A 20,057-nucleotide genomic window follows, 5' to 3' on the forward strand; every position below is an offset into this window, starting at 1 on the left:
CATCGACAGGAGTTTTCTTTACATTAAAGACATCGTAATTAGGGACTATTCTTGTCTGCCCATCTGCGAATGTGAACAATCCAGCCCATTGGTACAGCTGCCACGGGTTATTTTCCACTTGTCTTTCTAATGCAGGGACAAAACCATTGAAATTTTCTCCCTCCAGGCCATATTCCCATGACGGAGTATATGGATACAACATCGGTGTTCCCGCTGCAGCAGCCACCGGGACCAGTTGCAATATTACAGCAATTATTAATAGAAAAGCTTTTCCTAGCTTTTGTTTTCTCATAATTCTCCCTCCATTCGGATACTATTTCAAAAAAAAGAGCCTGCCGCATTTAGCGAATCAGACTCTTGTAAAAAGTTATATTAAGCACATATGATCACCGATATTCACCCTTAAGTTTCATCTTACTTTAGAGACTTGGCCTTCTGAATAACTTCAGTCAAAGTTGCTCCACTATTCCCCTTCCCAAAGACTACTACATCATTTGTAATTGCCCCAAAGAGCAGGGCCATATCCTCATTGTATTTTGTATCTAAAGCTATGGCGTATCCTTCCCAACTATCACCAGACGTTTCAGCCTTGGATAGCGAGATTAGACCTGCATTCTTACCGATAGGAAATGAGTATGATTTACCTGGCTCAAGCTTATATGATTTACCCCCAACAGGACCGTCATAGTCACCACTAGCTTCTTTAGGCAAAGTAAAACTTAGTTTACCGCCAGATACTCGCATATTATCGACAAACAGAGCCTTACCCAGCTCTGTCTCACGAGGCCACTCAAAACCGACTTTAAACATGTTATTCCCACCCACAGCAGGCGTCGCCGTAGGGGAAGGACTCGCTACCGGTGTTGCAGATGCTCCTGTCGTAATCGTCACCAGACGTTTTTCTTGATTCCAACCCACCTCAGCACCGAGGGCCTCCGACACAAACCGCAAGGGTACATAGGTACGGTTCTGCTGCAGACGCGCAGGTACATCCAGCTTCTGCAGCACAGAATCAACCGTTACAGTATCGCTGTTGATCTTCATCAGGATTTTCTTCGGACCTAACTCAATGGTTACGGATCTATCGAGGCTATAGCCCACCTTCGCTCCCAACGCTTCACTGACGAACCGGATCGGTATCATGACCCGGTTATTCTCATAGTACGGCTTCGCGTCCGGGAATCTGAGCGCTGTTCCATTGACCTGTACCGAAACCGTGACTTGGGCTGCAGAGGCGACACTCGCCACCAAACCTAACAACATAACCATGGTTAGAATCGCACTGCTAAATCTTAACCGAATGGATCTCATTCATCTTCACTCCCTGTTTTTGTTTTCATACTCCGTATCAACGAAAGAAGCAAGCTAAGGGTTTGCTGTAGATCCTCTGTCCCTTTTAATAAAGTGGTCTCGTTTTCTTCAAGCAATTGCCTCCACTCCGGACTCCAAAAATACCGTGTTTCCTCTTCGTTGAGTCGGGAGATTGCTTCACGCACGGCTGCAGGCCTTTTGACATTATGTTTAAGGCAATAGTTGTCCAATATCGTCTCAGTAGTTTTGTCCATCTTTACAGATAGTTGTTCACTTTTTGGATTGACAGAAGGCGGTCTGCCCATTTTTTTAGCAGCCATTGAGATTCACATCCTACATTTTGAGTTTCTTTTACACTAACATAATGATTTCATTATGTAAACCCAAATTTATCCTAATTATCTAGTTTTATGTCCCCCTCCCTCCTCTCCCCCGCCGCACCTTAACACTGAAAAAGGCAAAATAAAAAGCCCCTCAGCGGCGCTTGTGTCGTGATGCTATTCATATCCCCTGCCTTCATTATCCTACAGAACAAGCATACAGCCTTTATTCAAGACAAACGTATGCAAAAAGCATGGAATTACCCGTTCTTGTACGAGTTCTTCTCTAACCATGTTGCTAAGGGATGAATACCTATTTTTTTGGTTGCGATCTGGATCGCAACGTTAAAGAGTTCCTCGGGGTCTGCATCCAGTTCAACTCCGTTCATCCCGAGAAAGACATACGTTACCAGGACTCCCGTCCTTTTATTGGCATCATAAAAACAATGGGATGAAATTAAACCGTCCATCAAAACAGCAGCTTTCAAAAATAAACCGGGATACTGCTCCTCTCCGAAGACCACACTAAAAGGCTTCTCGGAAATGAAGTCAAGATATCCCGGTTCTCTGATTCCGGCCAACCCGTTCGATTCGGCCAGTTCTGCATCATGAATTTCGATAATCTGTCGAGGTGTAAGTTGGATATACATTAGTTCTTAGCCAACTTATCCAGGGTTTTTCTGTATTTCTTCATGCCCTTTTTTGCAAGCTTCAGAACCTCAGCATCGGAAGCCACTGGTTTGTTACCCTCTTGTTTCTGATCGATCATCTGTCCATCCTCCTTCTTCTCATCCATCAGAATTCCTCCCAGGCTAGACTTGGTGTAAAGTATATACCCCAATCATTCTATATATACTTGAGGATCGCAGGATGATATCACAGGTTTGATAATGATTATAGCATGTTAAGTCAATTCAGCAACCGGCTCCACGCTTCCTTCGTTATAATTCATTAAACAAAAAAACTGACCGTCCAAAATAGAAGACGATCAGTTCATATGGATGTCCTAGATTCCTGAAGCCAGCGTAAATGTGAACTGTGACCGGTAGGTCCCCACACGAAGGCCGGTCTTCGCTCCGGCTTGGTAGGCACTTCCGCTGCCTGCCGACACTACCTCCACTTTGTCCGGAATCCGGAGCATGTAGCTCATCGGCAGCTGATATTGTCCCATACCCTGAAACGCTTCAGCTTTGGCAAGTACAACTGGCTCGCTATTAAAGACATACGTTCCGTTAAGACTGAGCTTCATATCTTGTCCTACCAGCGTTGTGGTATCAGTAACATCCACGCTGAGGGCGGTTGAAGGCATCTTCACCACCAGATTGCTTGTTCCCAGACTGTTATCAATCACGGGATCACTGACAAAATCGGTGATTCGGAGTGAATAGTTCCATCCTGCCCCGGTGCCGCGAGAATCCTCAATCACAGAATTCGTGACGCTATTAATAACCTGATACTGGTTGGTCGTACCGATGGTCACGGTATCGAGCAATAATCCGTTGAATTGTGAACTGAACCCGCCGCCCAGGACTGTAAAGGAAATATCCTCAGACCCAATTGGACTGCCCCAGCCTGGATCAATAGTCGGCTGCGGTGTGGCCGTAGGGGCTACTGTCGGCACAGGTGTAGCGGTTGGTGTTACCGTTGGTATTGGTGTCGCTGTAGGCGCTACCGTTGGCGCTACAGTTGGCGCTACAGTCGGCATCGGAGTCGCGGTTGGCGTAGGTGCCACGGTTGGTATTGGCGTGGCTGTAGGTGCTGGCGTAGGACCATTCACCGCTTTGGCGTCTGACCCGAGAACATCACCAGACAGATTGGTTACCCGCGTCTCCATCGAGTGTCCTCCGGCAGGTAATACCACCGGACCGGTGTAGGTCTGCCAACTGCCTCCATCGATTTGGATCTCAATGTTCACATCCGGATGGGTTGTCCCACTTTCAACGGAAACATTCCCATTCCCTGCATCTACGATTCTCGGATAGCCTGCAGCAATAATGATCGGGTCATTCACAACCGTAGACTCCAGCAAAGCACTGTACATGCCTCCGGCTGCTCCCGATCTTGCTTTGAAGGATACCGTTGTTTGTCCGGTTAGGGTTACTGGGGCCGTGTACGCCAACCATGTGGTCCCCCCATCAACAGAGTATTCCCGTGTTGTAATATCTGTAGAAGAACCGTAATCTACCGAGAGAATATGATTATTGAATTTATCCAGCGTCTGTGTAAGGATAGGCGTCTCAAGCACAACTTGCACCGTATCCAGCCCGGTAATTTTAACTGACTTGTAGTTATTGGTTGGATTGCTGTATTTGTAGATGTACGACACATCATACACATCGCCTGTATCTGTCTGTGCATACATGCTGTATCCACCTTGCACCAATGACTGGACTCCTGTTACGGGGATTTTCACCTCTCCCGAGTTCATGCTGAATGCATTGGCCCACAGATCACCATTGTCTTTAAGTATCCACATCGGCAACTGGTAGGAAAGGGCACGCCACATATACGATGTGGTAGAACCCGAAGAGTACACTTCCTGGCTGAATCGCTTGCTTTGGAATTGCAATGGAGCAGTGACAATGTCCTTCACATTGTATATTTCTCCTGTAGGCCCGTTGATCTTCTGAACATCCGCATCCCGGACATACCAAAGGGATTTATCGGTCTTCAAGGCGATGGAATACTCGCCAACCGGCACATACTTCACCACATTCGTCAATCGGCTAACCGGCGTGGCTGTATAAGGTGAGGTCCCTGGAAGAGCTACCGGATCTTTGAAGTTGGCAATGGTTACTCCGAAATTATACAAGGCTCCACTCATCAACGAATCAAAATGGAATTGCTCTCTCGCCGTACTCATATCTTTGTTACTGGCATATTTCACAGGGTCAATATAACTTACAGAATAGGAATTGAGCTCTCCTACCGCCAACGTTGTTTTCTTCGCTGTCGTCTGGTTCGTCGCATAACTGGCACTAAACGGATCTCTCCCCCAATAATAAGTTTCCGTTCCGATCTGCGCTACAATGGTTTCCGAGGCATCCGTTAACTTCACGGTTTTCCCAGTCAGATCGGGTAAGCCGAGCACCTGCACGGGAGTAACCGTTTGTCCATTCACAGCTACAGAGGTATTGCCCAGCAACCCTCTGACGTTATCCCCATAGGCATATAATTTGTCCTTCGTTCTCACATAGGAAATGGCATTCCCTAATTGAAAGAAATCTACAACGTTCTGCAATTGCCCGTAACTCGCGTCAATAACAGGAGCGATGTAGCCAATCCAGTAATTCGTATTCCCTACACCTAGCGAACCACCCGTGTTAAACCCGGAAGCAAACAACGTTCCATCTTTCTTTAAGTACCGAACGGACATGTCATTTACCCAAATGTTCGATACATCAGCGATTGCTAATTGCGTAAAGGTAGAAATCGCTCCAGTAGGCTTACCAACATACTGCCCATCTTTCGCCAATGCCCACACCGTGCCATCCTTCTTCAAGGCAACCGCTGCATCATCACTTCCTACAAATGTATCCACATCGCTAAGTAGTAACGTGGCTTGGCCCGTGGTCTCCATTTTGTATACCTTACTGTTAATGAGCAGATAATTGGCTCCGTTATACGTGACAACGGATTGTAGCGGTGCGATAGAGGTCGCGGCATCCGCCTTTTCGATATGATTCGGGATAAAGGCCAGTGAAATCACCAGAATTGCGATCATCAGCAGATGCAGACTTCTCATTTTTTTCGTTCGAACAACACTCATTAATTCATGCCACCTTTCTTATGAACCCTTTATTTATTTTCTCGCGATGGGTTAAATCCCTGCCGTGGCCGTGTAGGTAAATGTCGAGGTATACGTTCCTTGCAGGAGTCCCACATTCTGCCCATTGCTTCCCGAAATCAGCTTGGGAACATTCAAGGTATAGGCGATCCCGAACTGATGCGTACCTGCGCCTTCCGAAGGAATCACCCCCACAATCCGGCTATCCCCGGAGGACAACACCTGTTGATTGGCCAGTTCTCCTTTGGCTGCTGCAAAATCAATAGGCGTTCCTGTAATGGCGGTCTTGTACTGCGTGGAAAAAGATACGGACGATGCCGGAATGACAAAATCAACGGCCTGTCCGCTCACCATCTTGGTCAGTTTGAAATCCGTGGCCCGGAGGACCACTCCCCATCCCGCTGCCGTACCGCGTGCATCCAGGACATAGAGATTACTGTCTGCTGCTGACGTTTGGTTCTGCTTCAAATCAAGCGTGATATCCTTGAATGCGGGTTTCGTCTGGGTGATTTGAAGTCCCGCACCGGTCACTACTACTTCAGACTCATCTGTATCTGCAGCAAAGGCAGACATCGGGATGCTTAAGGCCATCAGCATAAACAAACCTACTAATACTTTCTTCATATTGCTCCTCCTCAATCATTTATCGTGGTTAAATGGACGGACTACACGTTGAAAAGCATCTCCTCCTTTCAAAGAACCGAATGAGAACAGAAAAGCAGACCCCATGAAGAGTCCGCTCTTTGTCCTGCCTTCTTAACCTTCCAAGGTCCGATCCACAGCACCAACAGGATCTGGAACAGTCTCTTTTTCCTCTTTCTGTTTGTCCTTCTTCCGTTTCCACAGCAGAAGCAACAGCCAGAACAACAACACAAAAAACAATAGGATCACCACAATCGTGATCACCACGACCCACAGATGCAGCCCCAGCCAATCCCAGAACGTCTGTGTGACTTCAATCTTGCCTGCCTCTGTCAATGCGACCTGGGAAGCCTTGGACTGCTCAGGTGTGACTTTGAAGGTAATCGTTCGGCTGATCGTCTTGCCTGAAAAGGAGGCGGTGTAGTTGACCTCATAGACATCCGGCAGCAGCAGCCGGTCATTGACGATATAGACCATATCCGCGGTGCTCCCCGCATATATCGAGTCCGCTGTATACTTCTGCTCAAACATGACCTGCCCCTGCCCGTCACGGACCGTGATCTTGCCGGTTGGCTTCTCCAGAATCGTTCCGCGATCACTCAGCTTCATCGTCAGCCGGGAATGGCCGGTGCTGACATAATCATGCTTGAACTCATCAATACTCATCTCATGATTCGCCTGATCAGCCTTGTATTCCAGGACCATCTGCACCCCGCTACGGTTGACCACATCGATGGCCACCGAAGCCTGCTGCCCCTCGGTACCTGCAGACGGTTCTTCTGCCTTGATCAGCTCTTCGGCAGCGATCACTCCCACGTACTGACCGGGCAGGAGATCCTCCGGTACGTTCAAGACGTAATTGAAACTACGCACTTCTTGCGGTTTCAGCGTGATGGCCTTCACACCTTGCGGCTCCAGCCAGGCCCCGACCAGGGTAAGGTGCTGCTCCTTTTCCGAGAAGCTTCGGCCCCCATTTTGCGCCGGAAGGGCATCTGCCGGATACAGCTTGAGCTGTACCGGCGTATCCTTGGCATTGCGGACCACAAAGGTATACTCCCGCGTGTCCCCCGGCTGCACCTGATCCATATAATACCCCCGGCCTTCTTCTACGGCTTTGATCGGAGACAGGACAAAGGAACTGTCGGCATGAACGGCAGTAGACATCCACAAACAGCCGATGAACCCGAACAGTAATACACTCATGATTTTACTAACGATTACTCTCTTCATGGTTAACCTCAATTCTCTCGTTCTCTTATAGCCCGGTGACCAGGGTAAATGTCAGGCTAGCTTCATATTCACCGGCAAGCAGTCCCACCCGTTCACCGGGTGAGACCTGATCGGTATTCTTTACTTCCGCAATCTCAATCAGTGAAGGCAGATCTACCTGCAGCAGCAGTTCAGCGCTTGTGATTCCTCTGCCCGCGCCTTCCGCCGCCTCCATCACAACCTGGGAGGTTCCGGAAGCAAACACGCCTGAACCGGTCGAGATTCCATCCGTTTCTTGCTCTGAGGTTAGACTGGAAACGTGATACGAAGCATACCCTGCCGGAATCCTCGCCTGGATGTTTCCTTCCTGCACGGCATGCCGGATGGTGAAATCGTTAAGCGAAACGGCATACTGCCAGCCAGAGTCGCCTTGTTGCTCCACCGTAAGGTTCAGCGACTCTGTGAACTGAAGGTTTCCGGAAGCATTCAGCGTCAGATGCGCCGGTTGACCGGCGACACGCAGACTGCCCAGGGGATCGTCATAGACCGCATAGGTAGCTGACATGACCGTGCTCACTTCTCCGGTCTCAGGCTCAGCCTTCTCGGCATGAGTTACCGGGGAACTTGCTATAAGCAGGACCAGTCCTAACCAAAAACTACTGTGTTTCATAAAATCCCTCCTCTACGGAAGAAGGGTGCCTGCAGGCAGCAGGTAGACCTTTCCCGTTTCTTGGACCTCCATCAGCAGCGCGGCCTGCTGCGGAGTTACCTCAAGTACAATCACGGCGGGAATCAAGCTACCGCCGTCGGCCGGATCGGGAACCTTCCCTTCCGCATTCAGCCGTTTCACAACTTTCAGACTAGACAATTCAGGCAGGACCATTTTTTTAGACTGACCGGTTGCCGTGTCGGACACGAATGCATAGGCATCCACGAGGATACCAGGCTTGACCTCATCTCCGGAGGATAAGACCAGATCCGTCTTCACCCCGATCTGCCGCATGCCTTCCTGTAAGGAAACCGCAGCCCCCAACCCCGAGGCTGCTGCCGTTGTGACGAGCGACTTGCGAATCGGAGCGCCCGCCATGAATCCATACTTGGAGGCATACGCATCGCTGAAATCCAGCTCATCTGCGGTTTCCAGCGCATCCTCCGGCACTTCGCTGACCACCATCTCGCGGAATTTCAGTTGGTCCTTGGTGATCGGCATATATGGATCAATAGTGGTTGTCGCGACAATGATCTTTTTCGTCTGCACCTGCTGGGCAATGTTTCGGCTATTGAGCTGAAACGCAACCAGCGCAAGGATCAGTCCGAGCAGGACGATCAATGCGCTGCGGGTATATTTATTCCATAATTTTTTCAACGGCTTGGTCTTCCTCCCTCATTATTTATAGATACTCTCATAGGGAATATTGCGGTGAACGGTAACTGGATACGAAACTCCCGGAAGTGCGAACGATACATGCGTGCGAAACACCACATCGATCCAGGGAACATCCCCGGAATCATACATCAGATGCAGCTCAAAGCTGCTGCTCTTCATCACCGGATTCTCCATCGCAGCATTCAGGCCTAGACTCTGGATAAAGGCTTCTCTAGTTGCGGAGCGGAGCGTATTCTGTTCCAGCTGCACCAGTCCCTGCTGGGCATCTGTCACAATGCCGGAACGGATAATTCCTGCGTCAATCGCATTCTCTATCGTTCTCCCTGTCGAGTCATATACACTGTCCACCACTAGCAGATCCATCACCAGCACCACGAGAATCAAACCAAACAAAATGGCTCCTAACACCTTGATCCACATCCTACTCCCCCGTCCTGTAGAATACATGTGCCAGTCCGGGGAGATGCACGGTGATCGGTACGGTGTAGTTCACACCGACTGCCTTCAGGGCAAATACGTTATACTCCCGAGTGACGGTTATTTCCAGGCGATCCCCGCGCTGCACCGGCTTAGGGGTAGCGATAAGCGAGACCTTTGCCGGATTCATACCCATGCTTTGGAGCAACCCATCGAGCCGAGTCCGGGTCGCCTGATCTGCCCCGTTCTCTACCTTCATCACCTGCAGCACTTCATTCGCTGCGGTACGTAAGTTGGAACGAATCATCACATACTGCACAATGGTCACGACGATCAGAGCAATAATCAGGACGATCATCATCAGAAAGAAGAAGGACATGATTCCATCCCCCCTCTCGCTCCGGAGGAACTGTTTCCATCTGCGGCGCATGACAGGCTCCTTAGTCAAGCGAGTTCATCTTGCCGAAGATTTTATCCACGACAAAGGTATTAATCTGTGCCTTGAACAGCAGATACACGGCGATGAACAGCAGCAGCGTGATCAGAATACCAATCACCCATTGCATTGCATCTCCGCGCTCTTCTGTCCGGAACCGGTTCAGCCTTACCGCCAGGACTCCTGGAGCGTTCACCACTACCTGCTTTGTACCTTCAACCATTTTCTTCATCAGCTTCTTCATTCGTTAATCTTCCTCTCAAATGGGTTTATAGGGAATTAAATGCGCCGAACATTTTAATCAGCATCATAAAAAAGAAAACCACCACATGGACAATAACCATTCCGTAGAAAAGGTTCATCTTTCCCGGATTGCCCCGGGTGCGTTCGCGCAGGGCAAGCTTGCTCAGATTACGCAAATCGTTTTTGACACCATTCAGATCATCCTCGGCTTCATGAAAGCCTTTCTCTGCAACGACATTAACCACCGACACAAAATCATACACCACAGGCACATGGACCTCTTTGGCAAACATTTGCAGAGCATCCTTCTGCGACATCGTCCCCATGTTGGCAACGAGGCGCTTAAGCAGCGCAGATAGTGTAGGACCACAGCGGGTACTGACCTCCTGAAATATCACGTTTAACGGCTTGCCGACTTCCAGCGCAGTGATCATTTTGCTAATTAAAAACGGCAAATCCGCAATGAGCTGATTTTGCCGTTTTTGATACGCTTGGGGAATCTGCCGCATTTGAAGCCAAAAGAATAGAAAAGATAAAATCGGTCCGGCGATGGCAAAAAAGACTTGCTGCACCATCCCCGCGAGCACGAGGGCAAATCCTCCCGGCAAGAGGGCTTGGATGATCGCCTTGGCGAGATAGATTTCATAACTCACCGGGTACCCCAGCATGCCGTACATTTCGCGCTGCTTACTACTCTGCCTTTTTCCTTGCCTAGCAGATAGCCTGTCCGCTAGGGACCGGACCACAGCATTTTGCTGCAGCCGCAGCCGCTGCGCATCGGACTGGTTGACCAGAGCCGCCAGATTCATGAGCTGCTGCTGCCGCCGGAAGCCGGGAATGGCGATCCCCAGCACAGGAATGACGATACATAGTGCGGCGAGCCCAAACAGTATGGATGTAATCATGTTTCACCTCCCTTACAAATCATCCAGATTCAGGCGCAGCAGCGAATCCTTCTTCCACAGTCCAATCATCACGCTCACAATCATACTCGCCAGCAGCAGCTTGCCGAGTCCGGTCTGCAGGGTGGTCGCTGCCTTGAACTCCAGCACCAGTTGACTTTCGAGATACCCAAACAAGAACGGGAAGAGCAGACTGATCCCGAACACCACGAACGGTTCCATCCGCTTTTTCTCATTCTCAATATCAATTTCCTGCAGCAGATGCATGTCTGACGCAATGTCTGCGATGCTCTCCCGAATTCCTTCGACCGAACGGGCATGGAATCCGTCCTTGTTCCCGGCCATCACTTTTTCACAGAAATCATCGAACTTTTTGAATTGAACAACTTGTTTCATCTGCTCCAATACCGTAGGAACATCAATCCCGATCCGCAGCGAAGCGTACATTTGCTCAAAGTACGGAACCGTCACACCGCTCATGACCGGCAAAGACATCTCTAGTGACTTCTGCAGGGATTTGCAATCCCGGAACTTGGAGGACAAGAGCCGCAGATTCCCTGGCAAGTTCAGGAGAACCTCTTTCCTGCGTTTGAACTTCACCGCCGAAATGATCATCTTGGGTACAATCACTCCCATCGCAACTCCCACGCCGACAAACCAGATGTTTGCCGTCCAGTAGGCCACCCCTGCTCCTATCACAAGGGAGATGCTCAGGATCTGCACATAGTTTCGCCATTCCAGGTGTATGCCTGCCGCCTTCGCTTCTGCTTGGGTTTGCTCAAATCCAAAGGCGATACGCAGCTGCCGGGACCGGCTGCTTGCCGCTGGCAATAACGAGAACAAACCAAAAGAGACCAGGAGTCCCGCTGCCAATAGCAGAATGGGCATCATATGGCCTTCAGCTCCTTCCCTTCGCACCAGCGCCGGACTTCCTCCTGCGCCGGGTCCTTCAAATAAATCTTCTCCATCAGCGACTCGGACTGGATCTTGCCGACCCGCATATGCCGTTTCCGGCTGTAATCGTATTTGAAGATCGGATTGAGCACCGGCTCCTCGGTTCCCCGGTAGCCAATCAGCTCCGACAGCTCGGTCACGACCCGGGCCCCATTGGGCAATTTCTTCTGAAACAGAATCAGGTCTATCGATCCGGAGATCTGGCTGGCTGCAGCCATCGTATTACCGTTTAGTTGCAGGAACCGGGTCGCGGCCTCTTTCGCGCTATTGGCATGAATGGTCGTCCAGACGGTATGTCCGGTGTTCATCCCGATCAGGCTTTGCTGCGCTGCCGGTTCATCACGGATCTCCCCAATACACATTACGGTTGGCTTGAGCCGCAGACAGGCTTTAATCAGCTTGGCGATGCCATAGCTCTTCTTCTCATCCTCGACCTCCTTCACCAGAAGGGAAGGCAGATTCGGGTAATCGAGATACTGCCGTTTGCTGGCCAGCATCATTTCCTCGGAATCCTCAATCGAGATAATGCGGGTGATCGGCTCCATGCACATCGGCAGACGAATCAGCTGTGTGGTCTTGCCGCTGTTGGTTCCCCCGCCAATGACGAGATTGGCTCCCTTGGGAACTATGAAATGCAGGAACTCGGCAATCTCCGGCGAGATGTTCCCGTACTGGATACACTGCTCATCGGTGTACACATCCGGAGGGAACTTCCGGATACTGATCAGCGGTGCATTGGCGCTAATCCCTTGATACTCTTTCGTATCTGCGACTACACAAATCCGGAAGCCCCGGTAATTGGCATCCACAATCGGATCTGTACTGGAGATCGGTTTTCCGATCGGCATGAGCATTTTGTTGATCACTTCATACAAGTGAGACACACTCTGAAACCGGATATCCGGCCGGTGTATGTCTTGCCCACCCTGCTCAATGATCACTTGCTCCGGACCGTTGATCTCAATCGAACTGACCGTAGGATCATCCAGGATGCCCTGCAGTACTCCAAGCTCCGTGATTTCCTTCTGCACCCATTCCACCACTTCATTCAAGGGAATCGATAGGGCATATTCATTCTGTTCCCGGATCAAATCCGAGATGTAGTAACGAATCTTCTGCCGCGAAGGTTCATGGGTCAGGGACTGAACATATTCGTCCAGGTGATCCTCCTGCAGCCGGTAACGGACAAAGTTCAGCAGCCCCTCCAGCTTCTTGGCATCCCCCTCTGACCATTCGCTGTTGACCGCCTGAATGGAAATCTGAACATCCAGATATTCCAGTGGTTCAATGATTCCCACCGTTTCATTGTCACGCCCGGCAGCTTGTCCTTCCCGCAAAGGGATCTTGTTCGGTTCAAGCGCCTTCCAGCGCTTGATCAGCTCACTGAATTTGGTATACACAGGCGCTTCGTCTATTTTGACATTGGTATCTGCACTGAACAGATAAAGTCGCTCCCGCTCCACGCTGAACACTTCAATCAGTCGGCGGTAATGCGTATAATTGCCGACAAAATCAATGGCATCAGCGCTGTAGAGTACCGTTGCATCCGAAGTCCGGAGAGCGAAGTGAGTCGTTGGCTGGATCAGCGAACCCTGTGTGAGCAGAATGATCACATCATAGATAGCTTCCAACTGTTGCCGCAGCATTACGGAGGCTGAGATCAGCGTTTGATTCGAAGACAATTTACGAATCACGGGCGCTTCCGGCTGCGAGCGTGGATTCACTAGTAAGTAGTCCACTCCATTTCGCTGAACCATGTATTCCTGAATCGGCTTTAAGGCTTGCCGGTCCAGATCGAGCAGGAACTGATCCATGGTGCGCTCTTTGTGGAGCTCAGCAATTTGCTGATCAAAGGTGTAGGCAATTCGCGGCAAACCGACACAAGGCAATTCCGCGACCACCACTCGCTGATCTTTGGGGTAGGTGCGGATCAGTTTCATCACGCCCTGAACGGCATCACCGCCGCCCAGATTGGCAAAGGCAATCACCTGTGCTTTGCCGGTCATGATCTCCCCTCCGTCTCGCCCCGGTGACAATTGCCCCGGTACACCCAACCTTGACTTGTTTTTTCTAAAGTGGCGTAGGTGGCCCTGCCACCAACATCGCTATTCGGCTCCCCGATCTGAATGATCTTCGCCGTCCAGCAGGCTGGAGGCAGCACATTCAGAAAGTGATCCGCCATTTCCTCATCTACCAAATCACCGATCTGGAGGTAATCCTCCAAATCCCCTTTCCAGTTAGCATAGGTCTTTATCATTTCATGTTCACTCCTTATTGTGCCTGGTACGTATCTACGATGTTCCATTTACCGTTCGAGAACACTTCCACTGTGACCTGATTGTTATATGGCATACCATCCGCAACAGTCATTCGGGACAACCAAACCCGTTCATTCCCGGTGTCCTTTTTCAAATTATCCGTGTGTGATTGCTTCAGCGTGGGCAAAGCCTTCAGCTCAGCAAGGCTGAACTTTTTTCCCATGGTTATTTTCCCCCTTTCGTCTCCTTGAGTGCTCGCCAAGTCGTAAGCAAAGTGCTCACCGCCTGTTCCTGACCGTGCCAAAACAAGTTTTCTATTAGGCTGCTCACTTGGAAGTCAAAAGCTTCCCACTCGCCCCAGTCAATTACGGGCCGTGACTCCTGCTGATGATGTTCTTCCTGCTTAACCCCAGATGAAGAGATAGCTTTCTGAATCGCCTCTTCCAGCGTTCCTTCCTGGAGCCCGAGCTTGACTTCCCGCAGCACACCTACATCCAGCCAATCCAGCTGCCTGCGCTTGCCGTCCCGGTTGAAGGTGTACCCTTGCTCCTCCAACAAGACAACCCAGCGCCGCAATGTGCTGACCGGCGTATTCAATATTTCTCCTGCTTCTTTAAATCCAACTTCCTGCACAGCACTCTCCTCCCTCAACACAAAGGCCGCCCCTTGGATTGCCGGGGCGGCCTCTTTTTGTTTTCTTGCATGATATAAGATTAACTCAATTGTTCAAGAGAAACGTGTTCGAAAAGTACGTAAAAAGTATGGGATTTTCAGGGTTGAAGTACGCGAGTCTTAGCCAGCCGTTTCTCAAGACAGGGCAGCGTTTGCTAGTTGGAGAATCTGCCTCATAATTATTCCCGAATACTATGATTGGTTTTATAACCTGTTTGGCATTCTCGATGCCCGTTAATAATCTTTAGTTTACCTTTTCCGCTTTATTAAACATACAATAACTTCCGTTATAGTTCCCCTCTTTGGTTCCCGGACATATGGAAGTACAGGAAAACAAAAATAAGCCTAAATCACTAGGTTTTTTGGCTTTTGAACTGGGAACTATAAACGGGAACTGTATATTTAATTTGATACTAATTTGAGTAAAAATAAATCTCTAGTATCCGCTGCTTTCAGTAATTGCAATTACTGAGTATTTTGGTAAAAGAAAAAGCGCCACACTGGCGCTTTAACATGCACATAGTATATCACGTATGTTTACTGCGATTTTTCTCAAATCAGTTTACGGATTTAAAGAAGTTGCTCCAACTGTAAACGAACTTCCCCATGACCATTGACTTCCAATAAATGAAGAAAACGAAACCGCAAGAGGACCAAAACTAACTGCTGGAGAAACTAGAGCATACGGATGAGCATAAGCACTAGCAAAATTTGTCGTAGTCCCTACGTAAGAAACAGGAATATTCACGTCATTTTTCATATATCCTCTCGTATATGTCTCCGGGAGATAACTTGTTGAAGTACCATATACAGAAGAAACATCAACTGAAACTTGGTACCCAGAATTCCCCAGGTAAGAATACGCAACTGCTCCTGTTCTTGTAGCATTTACATTCCAAGCAGTACCTACTTTGTCAATAGCTCCAGGCAAAATCGTTGTCGACATTGAATAATATGTTAAATACGAATATACAAATTCTTTTGCGTTAGATGTCTTACCGCTATACAATAATGAATGATAGGCAGAAAAAGCACCATCATTCACTGAATTTTTTGCAGTCTGCATCTGTGATGTAACAGAGTCCTTTTGGATTTCTTTTAAATCAGCATCTTTTATTTTTTGAATAAGTTCTTTGTTACTCTCATCAACAATATATGTTTTACCATCCAGTGAGTGATATTCCTCACTTATCTCGGTATTAATATCTACTTTTACACCACCGGATTCTAACAAATCATCTTTTAACTGTTCTGGCATAGCGTTTATTTCTTCAGAGTTGAATCTCATCTCTTTCAGTATTTTTGTTTTCTGGCTTTCGTTTAAAGTATCTACATTATCAACGCCAACTACTCTACCATCCATATATTTCTCTACCGATAAGTTCGGATCAATGACTTTCTTTTGAACTACATCAATCTTTGAAAGCGCATTCAAACCCGTTTCACTAGTGCTTGAACTACTAGCAAAAGCATTTACTCCACTTACAGGTAAACTTAAAACTAATAACAACGTAACTAAAAGCCCTTTTTTCTTCATCCTTTTTTTCCTCCAATTCCTTTATTTGGTATAACATTTAACAATATATCACATATAGTGTATAATAACAAATAAAAGGAGAATATAATGGCAAAAAAAACAAAATTCGCATTGATTATACTTATCATCTTCGTAATGATTATTTTTATTGATAGCATGAAAAGCACTACTGCAATTGTACAGATTGCAGAAATCAACAAACAAAATATAACTGTGACCATGGAGTTGGGAGAAAAAGTAGATATAAAAGTGCCTTCTGAATTTGATACTAGTGAATTTAATAAAACTTCTCACTATTTAGTTGTTTACAAATCAAATATTCTTCAAAAAAACACATTAAAAGAAATACATGAAACAAAATAAAAGAAAGAGGATTTCCTCTTTCTTTTATTTCTGAACACTTATCATTTTATATCCATAACCCTGAGTAATTAAGCTAAAAATTCCCTTTCAAAAGTTGCTCAATTCTCCCTTGGCTCCATGCAATGGTATATCCCGCTTTAGGACTTAAGGGAGGAAATAAGAACTCCTCTTCCACAAGTCGACTCATTAACTGTAACACTTTCTCTTTACGTATACCGAGTTCTTGCTGCAGTTCAGCTGATCTTGCGGTGCCTGTCTCGCAAATTATTCGCTGCATTCGTAGCAGTAATTCTTCATCACTCTCCCGAGTATCCACCAACCATGGCTTCAACCCCGACTCCGGATCATATTCAGGTGCGACCTTCCCTTCTTTGCTGAGTTGTTCCACATAAGTAGCTGCCGTCACATAATCAACGTTCAGTGCATGCTGCAGCAGCCTTCCGGATACACCATGATGTTCCCGCGCCAAGCGAATAACCTGATCGTACACACTCTCATTTATAGGTGGCACTTCCTCTTCCTCTGCTTCTGTCCAATCCACCAATGGAGCATCGCTTAGTGGTGATGGCCCGATAGTTTCATTCACAATACCTCTTGGCTGGCGGACTTCCTCATCGGCTATTTCACTAAGCAAAGAAGAACCTCCTTCTACTCCTCTTTCAGGATCTACTTTCCCTAGCCGTAATTCGTTTTGCCAATAGCGCTTCAACTCCTCAATATACCGAGTCGTCTCATCATCATCTGCACTAATTGCAGCCGACTGGAATCTCTTCTGTCCCCCACCATTCAGCATGCAGATTCCATCCCCACCCCCGAGTAAATGCGGCCCACCTGTATCCATGACCGTCTTGAAGTCATATACGCTCAGTAAATGAAAAGCGACCCGGGACGGTAGATTCGACTTAATGACGCCGGTCACAACATCCACACTGGGACGCTGAGTCCCCAGGATCAGGTGTAAACCCGCAGCTCGTCCCATTTGGGTCAGGCGTTGTACGGTTTCTTCCACATCCGCACGGGCAATGACCATCAGGTCTGCATATTCATCCATTACGGTAACAATATAGGGCAGCTGATCCTGCGTATGATTCCGGTTATACTGCAGCAAGTTCCGTACACCGGCTTCGGCAAAACGCTTATAGCGCTTTTCCATCTCCACCACAAGCTTCTTGAGCGTCAGTGCTGCCCGTTTCGGATCAGTGACCGGCGGGGAGATCAGATGCGGCAAGCCGGTATACATCGTAAACTCGACCATTTTGGGATCAATGAGCAGAAACTGGACTTGCTGCGGGGAACGCGTGGAAGCTAATGAAGTTAGCAGTCCATTAATAAAAACAGATTTCCCGGAACCGGTTGCCCCTGCCACGAGCAAATGCGGTAATTTGGCTAAGTCCATGAGGATCGGTTTGCCCTCCATATCCTTTCCGAACACCATAGGCAGTTGAGCTGTTTGAGCAAACACCTTCAGGTCCTGTGCCATGTCACTCATATACACAAATGCCCGTTCAGTATGAGGCAATATAAAGGCTGCTGCACTTGAAAACGGGGATGAGGTCACTGCGAAACTCCGGTCATGCCCGATATGATTCGCCAGATCATCTCTCTTCTTGACCAGGTCACTGAGCTGCAGCCGGGCCGGTAATCGAAAGGAAATGGTTTGTAGCGTTGGCCCCGCATCGATGGACAAAATTTCTGGCGGTTCCTCCATTTTCAACCCCGCCAGTTGTACGGTATTGAAGATGAGCTCCGAGGCCTGCTCTGCCGATAATGTAGAAGAAGAATGCGGCCGAGGGTTCAGCGGGAATAGCGCATAGGGTCCCGATTGAACACTCTGTTCGGTTGCAAGCACAACTGGCCTATGATTGGGTTCTCCCCGCCAAGGTGCGGAAGGCATAGTTTCCATACCCCCGGTATTCGGCAGCTTACTCAACGATCTGTCTGCTGAAGATGGCCCCGGTCTCCATTCCCGATTTCGAATCATTTGCCGCAACTGGATAAGCCATGGCCACATGCGTTTCCGATGCTTCCAAGCCACTCGCCCAATATGAGGTACACCCACAATGCATAGCCACAACGTGACTGCATACCGGAGTACCAATTGTGCCAATTGGCTGAATTCTGGCGCTGGCTCCAGAAACAATACGATTACACTTCCCAGCGCAGCCAGGACGGTCAGGCGATTCACGAACTGTCCAAAAGATTCCTTTGAGGGTGGATCTGGAGTGCTCACTATGGTTTCAACTTCCTTTCATCATCGTTTGGATTAGATCCCTTAATTGCTGATTAAAACGCGCCACATTCTCTTTCACCAGAGGCCACCACGCATCGGATTCGTCAAATACAAAGTGATACGCATCATTCAGATTGCGCAGCAGCATAATTACCAAAAATACGCCTAGCGCTTTGACTAACCAGGTCGGCAAGCCATTGCTGCCTTTCTTGTAAAACACCCAAAGCAGTATTGCGATAATGACAACTGTTAAATTCATTTCAACCACTCCCCGCAACTAACAATTTGAAGTACTTGGATACCCCGATCCACCATCCGTTATCTGCAGCATAGTAACCACGCGGATTATCTTTAGCCGACAGCCACTGGATGGGATCTCTTCCGGCAGGAAGATCCTGAGACAGCTTAATGATCGTATTCGCTGCAATCTGCGCAGCCTCACCAGTCGAGAGCTGTGCACCTTTCCCTTTGCACCAGCAGCCAAATACATTCCACGGATTGCGGATAATTTCCGAGGCGTGGTTATTGTTTCTCGGCACAAAAGACTGCTCTTGACCGGTAATGGCAATGAGCAGATAAGGAGAGACATTTTTGGTTCGCCCTGCGTCATCGATCATCTGCAGCAGGCTGCGGTCTGCCAGCGCTGATTTTCGCTTCTCCAGAAACTGCAGCACAACTTCGATATTTAAAGACTGATATCCCAGCTCTCTTGGCAGAGTAGGCAGCTCCGTACCTGGAGCAAAGACATACTCCAATGGATCAACCGGCACCCCGTTCAATTCCACTTGAAAATGTAAATGGGGGCCGGTAGACCGCCCGACAATGCCTTGCCCAATAGCTCCAATCAGCTGCCCCTTGCTCAATACATCACCCGCCGCTACGTTCATCTGAGCAGATAAATGGCCGTAAGTGGTCACTAACCCGTTGCCGTGATCGATCATAATCGCCTGACCATATCCACTGGCGACTCCAGCCAACGTCACTGTTCCCGCAGCCATAGCATAGACCGCCTGTAGCTCGGTGTTTGCGGCACCGTTAGCAATATCAATCCCCTTGTGCATTCGGGTGGTGCCAAACAGATCACGCAGCGTAAATGGGGAAGAGACCCGGTCAAGGGTTGGCACCGGCCAGACGTAGGCCGTTCCGTCCACATCCAGCTGTACAGGAGCCATCCAGGCATACTGGCCTGCTGTTTGTGGCTTATAGCTGTCGGCATCCGAAAAGATCATGAACGGCAAAAAGACGAATAACACGATCAGCGCGGCAAGTCCTAGGAAGATCAGCACCAGACCGATTCCCGGAGAACTCAGCGCTGAAACCAGCCCGATGATTTTCTTCATCTCCTTGGCCTTTTTAACGACTTCCACCTTTTCCCCTCCTCTACCTTGC

Annotated in this window: 23 protein-coding genes; 1 reads left to right on the forward strand and 22 read right to left on the reverse strand. The window is 48.6% G+C overall.

All coding sequences use genetic code 11. The features are described from left to right. Positions 1 to 414: 414 nt before the first annotated feature. From GC101_RS22265 to GC101_RS22355, 19 genes are all read right to left on the reverse strand, one after another. On the reverse strand, positions 415 to 1,311 hold the full coding sequence (locus GC101_RS22265; RefSeq protein ID WP_171719052.1) for a copper amine oxidase N-terminal domain-containing protein: 897 nt from the start codon (positions 1,309 to 1,311) through the stop codon (positions 415 to 417). Then, positions 1,308 to 1,631: a hypothetical protein gene (locus tag GC101_RS22270; protein WP_171719022.1), complete on the reverse strand. Its 324-nt coding sequence runs from the start codon at positions 1,629 to 1,631 to the stop codon at positions 1,308 to 1,310. The genes GC101_RS22265 and GC101_RS22270 overlap by 4 nt, the downstream gene beginning before the upstream one ends. Before the next feature lie 260 nt (positions 1,632 to 1,891). Then, entirely contained in the window at positions 1,892 to 2,281 is a 390-nt protein-coding gene (locus tag GC101_RS22275) for a type II toxin-antitoxin system death-on-curing family toxin (protein WP_171719053.1), read from the reverse strand. Continuing rightward, positions 2,281 to 2,427, reverse strand: a complete 147-nt coding sequence (locus GC101_RS22280) for a hypothetical protein (protein ID WP_171719054.1) — start codon at positions 2,425 to 2,427, stop codon at positions 2,281 to 2,283. The genes GC101_RS22275 and GC101_RS22280 overlap by 1 nt, the downstream gene beginning before the upstream one ends. Positions 2,428 to 2,637: 210 nt before the next feature. Beyond that, the gene (locus GC101_RS22285) at positions 2,638 to 5,400 is read right to left on the reverse strand and encodes a hypothetical protein (protein ID WP_171719023.1); all 2,763 of its coding nucleotides are present in this window, start codon (positions 5,398 to 5,400) and stop codon (positions 2,638 to 2,640) included. A 51-nt stretch (positions 5,401 to 5,451) separates the two neighbouring features. Next, positions 5,452 to 6,042: a hypothetical protein gene (locus tag GC101_RS22290; RefSeq protein ID WP_171719055.1), complete on the reverse strand. Its 591-nt coding sequence runs from the start codon at positions 6,040 to 6,042 to the stop codon at positions 5,452 to 5,454. A gap of 132 nt (positions 6,043 to 6,174) precedes the next feature. Then, the gene (locus tag GC101_RS22295) at positions 6,175 to 7,290 is read right to left on the reverse strand and encodes a WxL protein peptidoglycan domain-containing protein (RefSeq protein WP_171719056.1); all 1,116 of its coding nucleotides are present in this window, start codon (positions 7,288 to 7,290) and stop codon (positions 6,175 to 6,177) included. Between the two features lie 25 nt (positions 7,291 to 7,315). Next, the gene (locus tag GC101_RS22300; RefSeq protein ID WP_171719057.1) at positions 7,316 to 7,939 is read right to left on the reverse strand and encodes a hypothetical protein; all 624 of its coding nucleotides are present in this window, start codon (positions 7,937 to 7,939) and stop codon (positions 7,316 to 7,318) included. 12 nt (positions 7,940 to 7,951) lie between these two features. Next, a complete protein-coding gene (gene cpaB / locus GC101_RS22305; RefSeq protein WP_171719058.1) occupies positions 7,952 to 8,635 on the reverse strand; it encodes a Flp pilus assembly protein CpaB in 684 nt (227 codons plus the stop codon). Between the two features lie 21 nt (positions 8,636 to 8,656). Beyond that, positions 8,657 to 9,076, reverse strand: coding sequence for a hypothetical protein (locus tag GC101_RS22310; protein ID WP_171719059.1), 420 nt, complete (start codon positions 9,074 to 9,076; stop codon positions 8,657 to 8,659). Between the two features lies 1 nt (position 9,077). After that, entirely contained in the window at positions 9,078 to 9,452 is a 375-nt protein-coding gene (locus tag GC101_RS22315) for a DUF4320 family protein (RefSeq protein WP_171719060.1), read from the reverse strand. A gap of 61 nt (positions 9,453 to 9,513) precedes the next feature. Then, the gene (locus tag GC101_RS22320; protein WP_171719061.1) at positions 9,514 to 9,753 is read right to left on the reverse strand and encodes a hypothetical protein; all 240 of its coding nucleotides are present in this window, start codon (positions 9,751 to 9,753) and stop codon (positions 9,514 to 9,516) included. 25 nt (positions 9,754 to 9,778) lie between these two features. Next, on the reverse strand, positions 9,779 to 10,657 hold the full coding sequence (locus GC101_RS22325) for a hypothetical protein (protein ID WP_171719062.1): 879 nt from the start codon (positions 10,655 to 10,657) through the stop codon (positions 9,779 to 9,781). A 12-nt stretch (positions 10,658 to 10,669) separates the two neighbouring features. Beyond that, positions 10,670 to 11,545: a hypothetical protein gene (locus GC101_RS22330; RefSeq protein ID WP_171719063.1), complete on the reverse strand. Its 876-nt coding sequence runs from the start codon at positions 11,543 to 11,545 to the stop codon at positions 10,670 to 10,672. Beyond that, a complete protein-coding gene (locus GC101_RS22335) occupies positions 11,542 to 13,614 on the reverse strand; it encodes a TadA family conjugal transfer-associated ATPase (RefSeq protein ID WP_171719064.1) in 2,073 nt (690 codons plus the stop codon). Before GC101_RS22335 ends, GC101_RS22330 begins: the two co-directional genes overlap by 4 nt. Further along, positions 13,611 to 13,865 (reverse strand): hypothetical protein, encoded by a 255-nt coding sequence (locus GC101_RS22340; protein WP_171719065.1) that lies wholly within the window; start codon positions 13,863 to 13,865, stop codon positions 13,611 to 13,613. Before GC101_RS22340 ends, GC101_RS22335 begins: the two co-directional genes overlap by 4 nt. Positions 13,866 to 13,879: 14 nt before the next feature. Next, positions 13,880 to 14,089, reverse strand: coding sequence for a hypothetical protein (locus tag GC101_RS22345; RefSeq protein ID WP_171719066.1), 210 nt, complete (start codon positions 14,087 to 14,089; stop codon positions 13,880 to 13,882). Between the two features lie 2 nt (positions 14,090 to 14,091). Next, positions 14,092 to 14,499: a hypothetical protein gene (locus GC101_RS22350; protein ID WP_171719067.1), complete on the reverse strand. Its 408-nt coding sequence runs from the start codon at positions 14,497 to 14,499 to the stop codon at positions 14,092 to 14,094. Between the two features lie 601 nt (positions 14,500 to 15,100). Continuing rightward, positions 15,101 to 16,075 (reverse strand): hypothetical protein, encoded by a 975-nt coding sequence (locus tag GC101_RS22355; RefSeq protein ID WP_171719068.1) that lies wholly within the window; start codon positions 16,073 to 16,075, stop codon positions 15,101 to 15,103. Between the two features lie 87 nt (positions 16,076 to 16,162). Here GC101_RS22355 and GC101_RS22360 point away from each other — a divergent pair, with 87 nt between their 5' ends. Next, complete coding sequence (locus GC101_RS22360) at positions 16,163 to 16,438, forward strand: hypothetical protein (RefSeq protein WP_171719069.1); 276 nt, start codon at positions 16,163 to 16,165, stop codon at positions 16,436 to 16,438. 73 nt (positions 16,439 to 16,511) lie between these two features. Here GC101_RS22360 and GC101_RS22365 read toward each other — a convergent pair whose 3' ends face one another. The 3 genes from GC101_RS22365 to GC101_RS22375 form a co-directional block, all read right to left on the reverse strand. Continuing rightward, on the reverse strand, positions 16,512 to 18,368 hold the full coding sequence (locus GC101_RS22365; RefSeq protein ID WP_171719070.1) for an FtsK/SpoIIIE domain-containing protein: 1,857 nt from the start codon (positions 18,366 to 18,368) through the stop codon (positions 16,512 to 16,514). A gap of 307 nt (positions 18,369 to 18,675) precedes the next feature. Next, positions 18,676 to 18,927, reverse strand: a complete 252-nt coding sequence (locus GC101_RS22370; RefSeq protein WP_171719071.1) for a hypothetical protein — start codon at positions 18,925 to 18,927, stop codon at positions 18,676 to 18,678. Between the two features lies 1 nt (position 18,928). Next, a complete protein-coding gene (locus GC101_RS22375; protein ID WP_171719072.1) occupies positions 18,929 to 20,035 on the reverse strand; it encodes a peptidoglycan DD-metalloendopeptidase family protein in 1,107 nt (368 codons plus the stop codon). Between the last annotated feature and the right edge of the window lie 22 nt (positions 20,036 to 20,057).

It is taken from the genome of Paenibacillus phytohabitans, assembly GCF_013141775.1.
Taxonomy (GTDB): Bacteria; Bacillota; Bacilli; order Paenibacillales; family Paenibacillaceae; genus Paenibacillus_AQ; species Paenibacillus_AQ phytohabitans.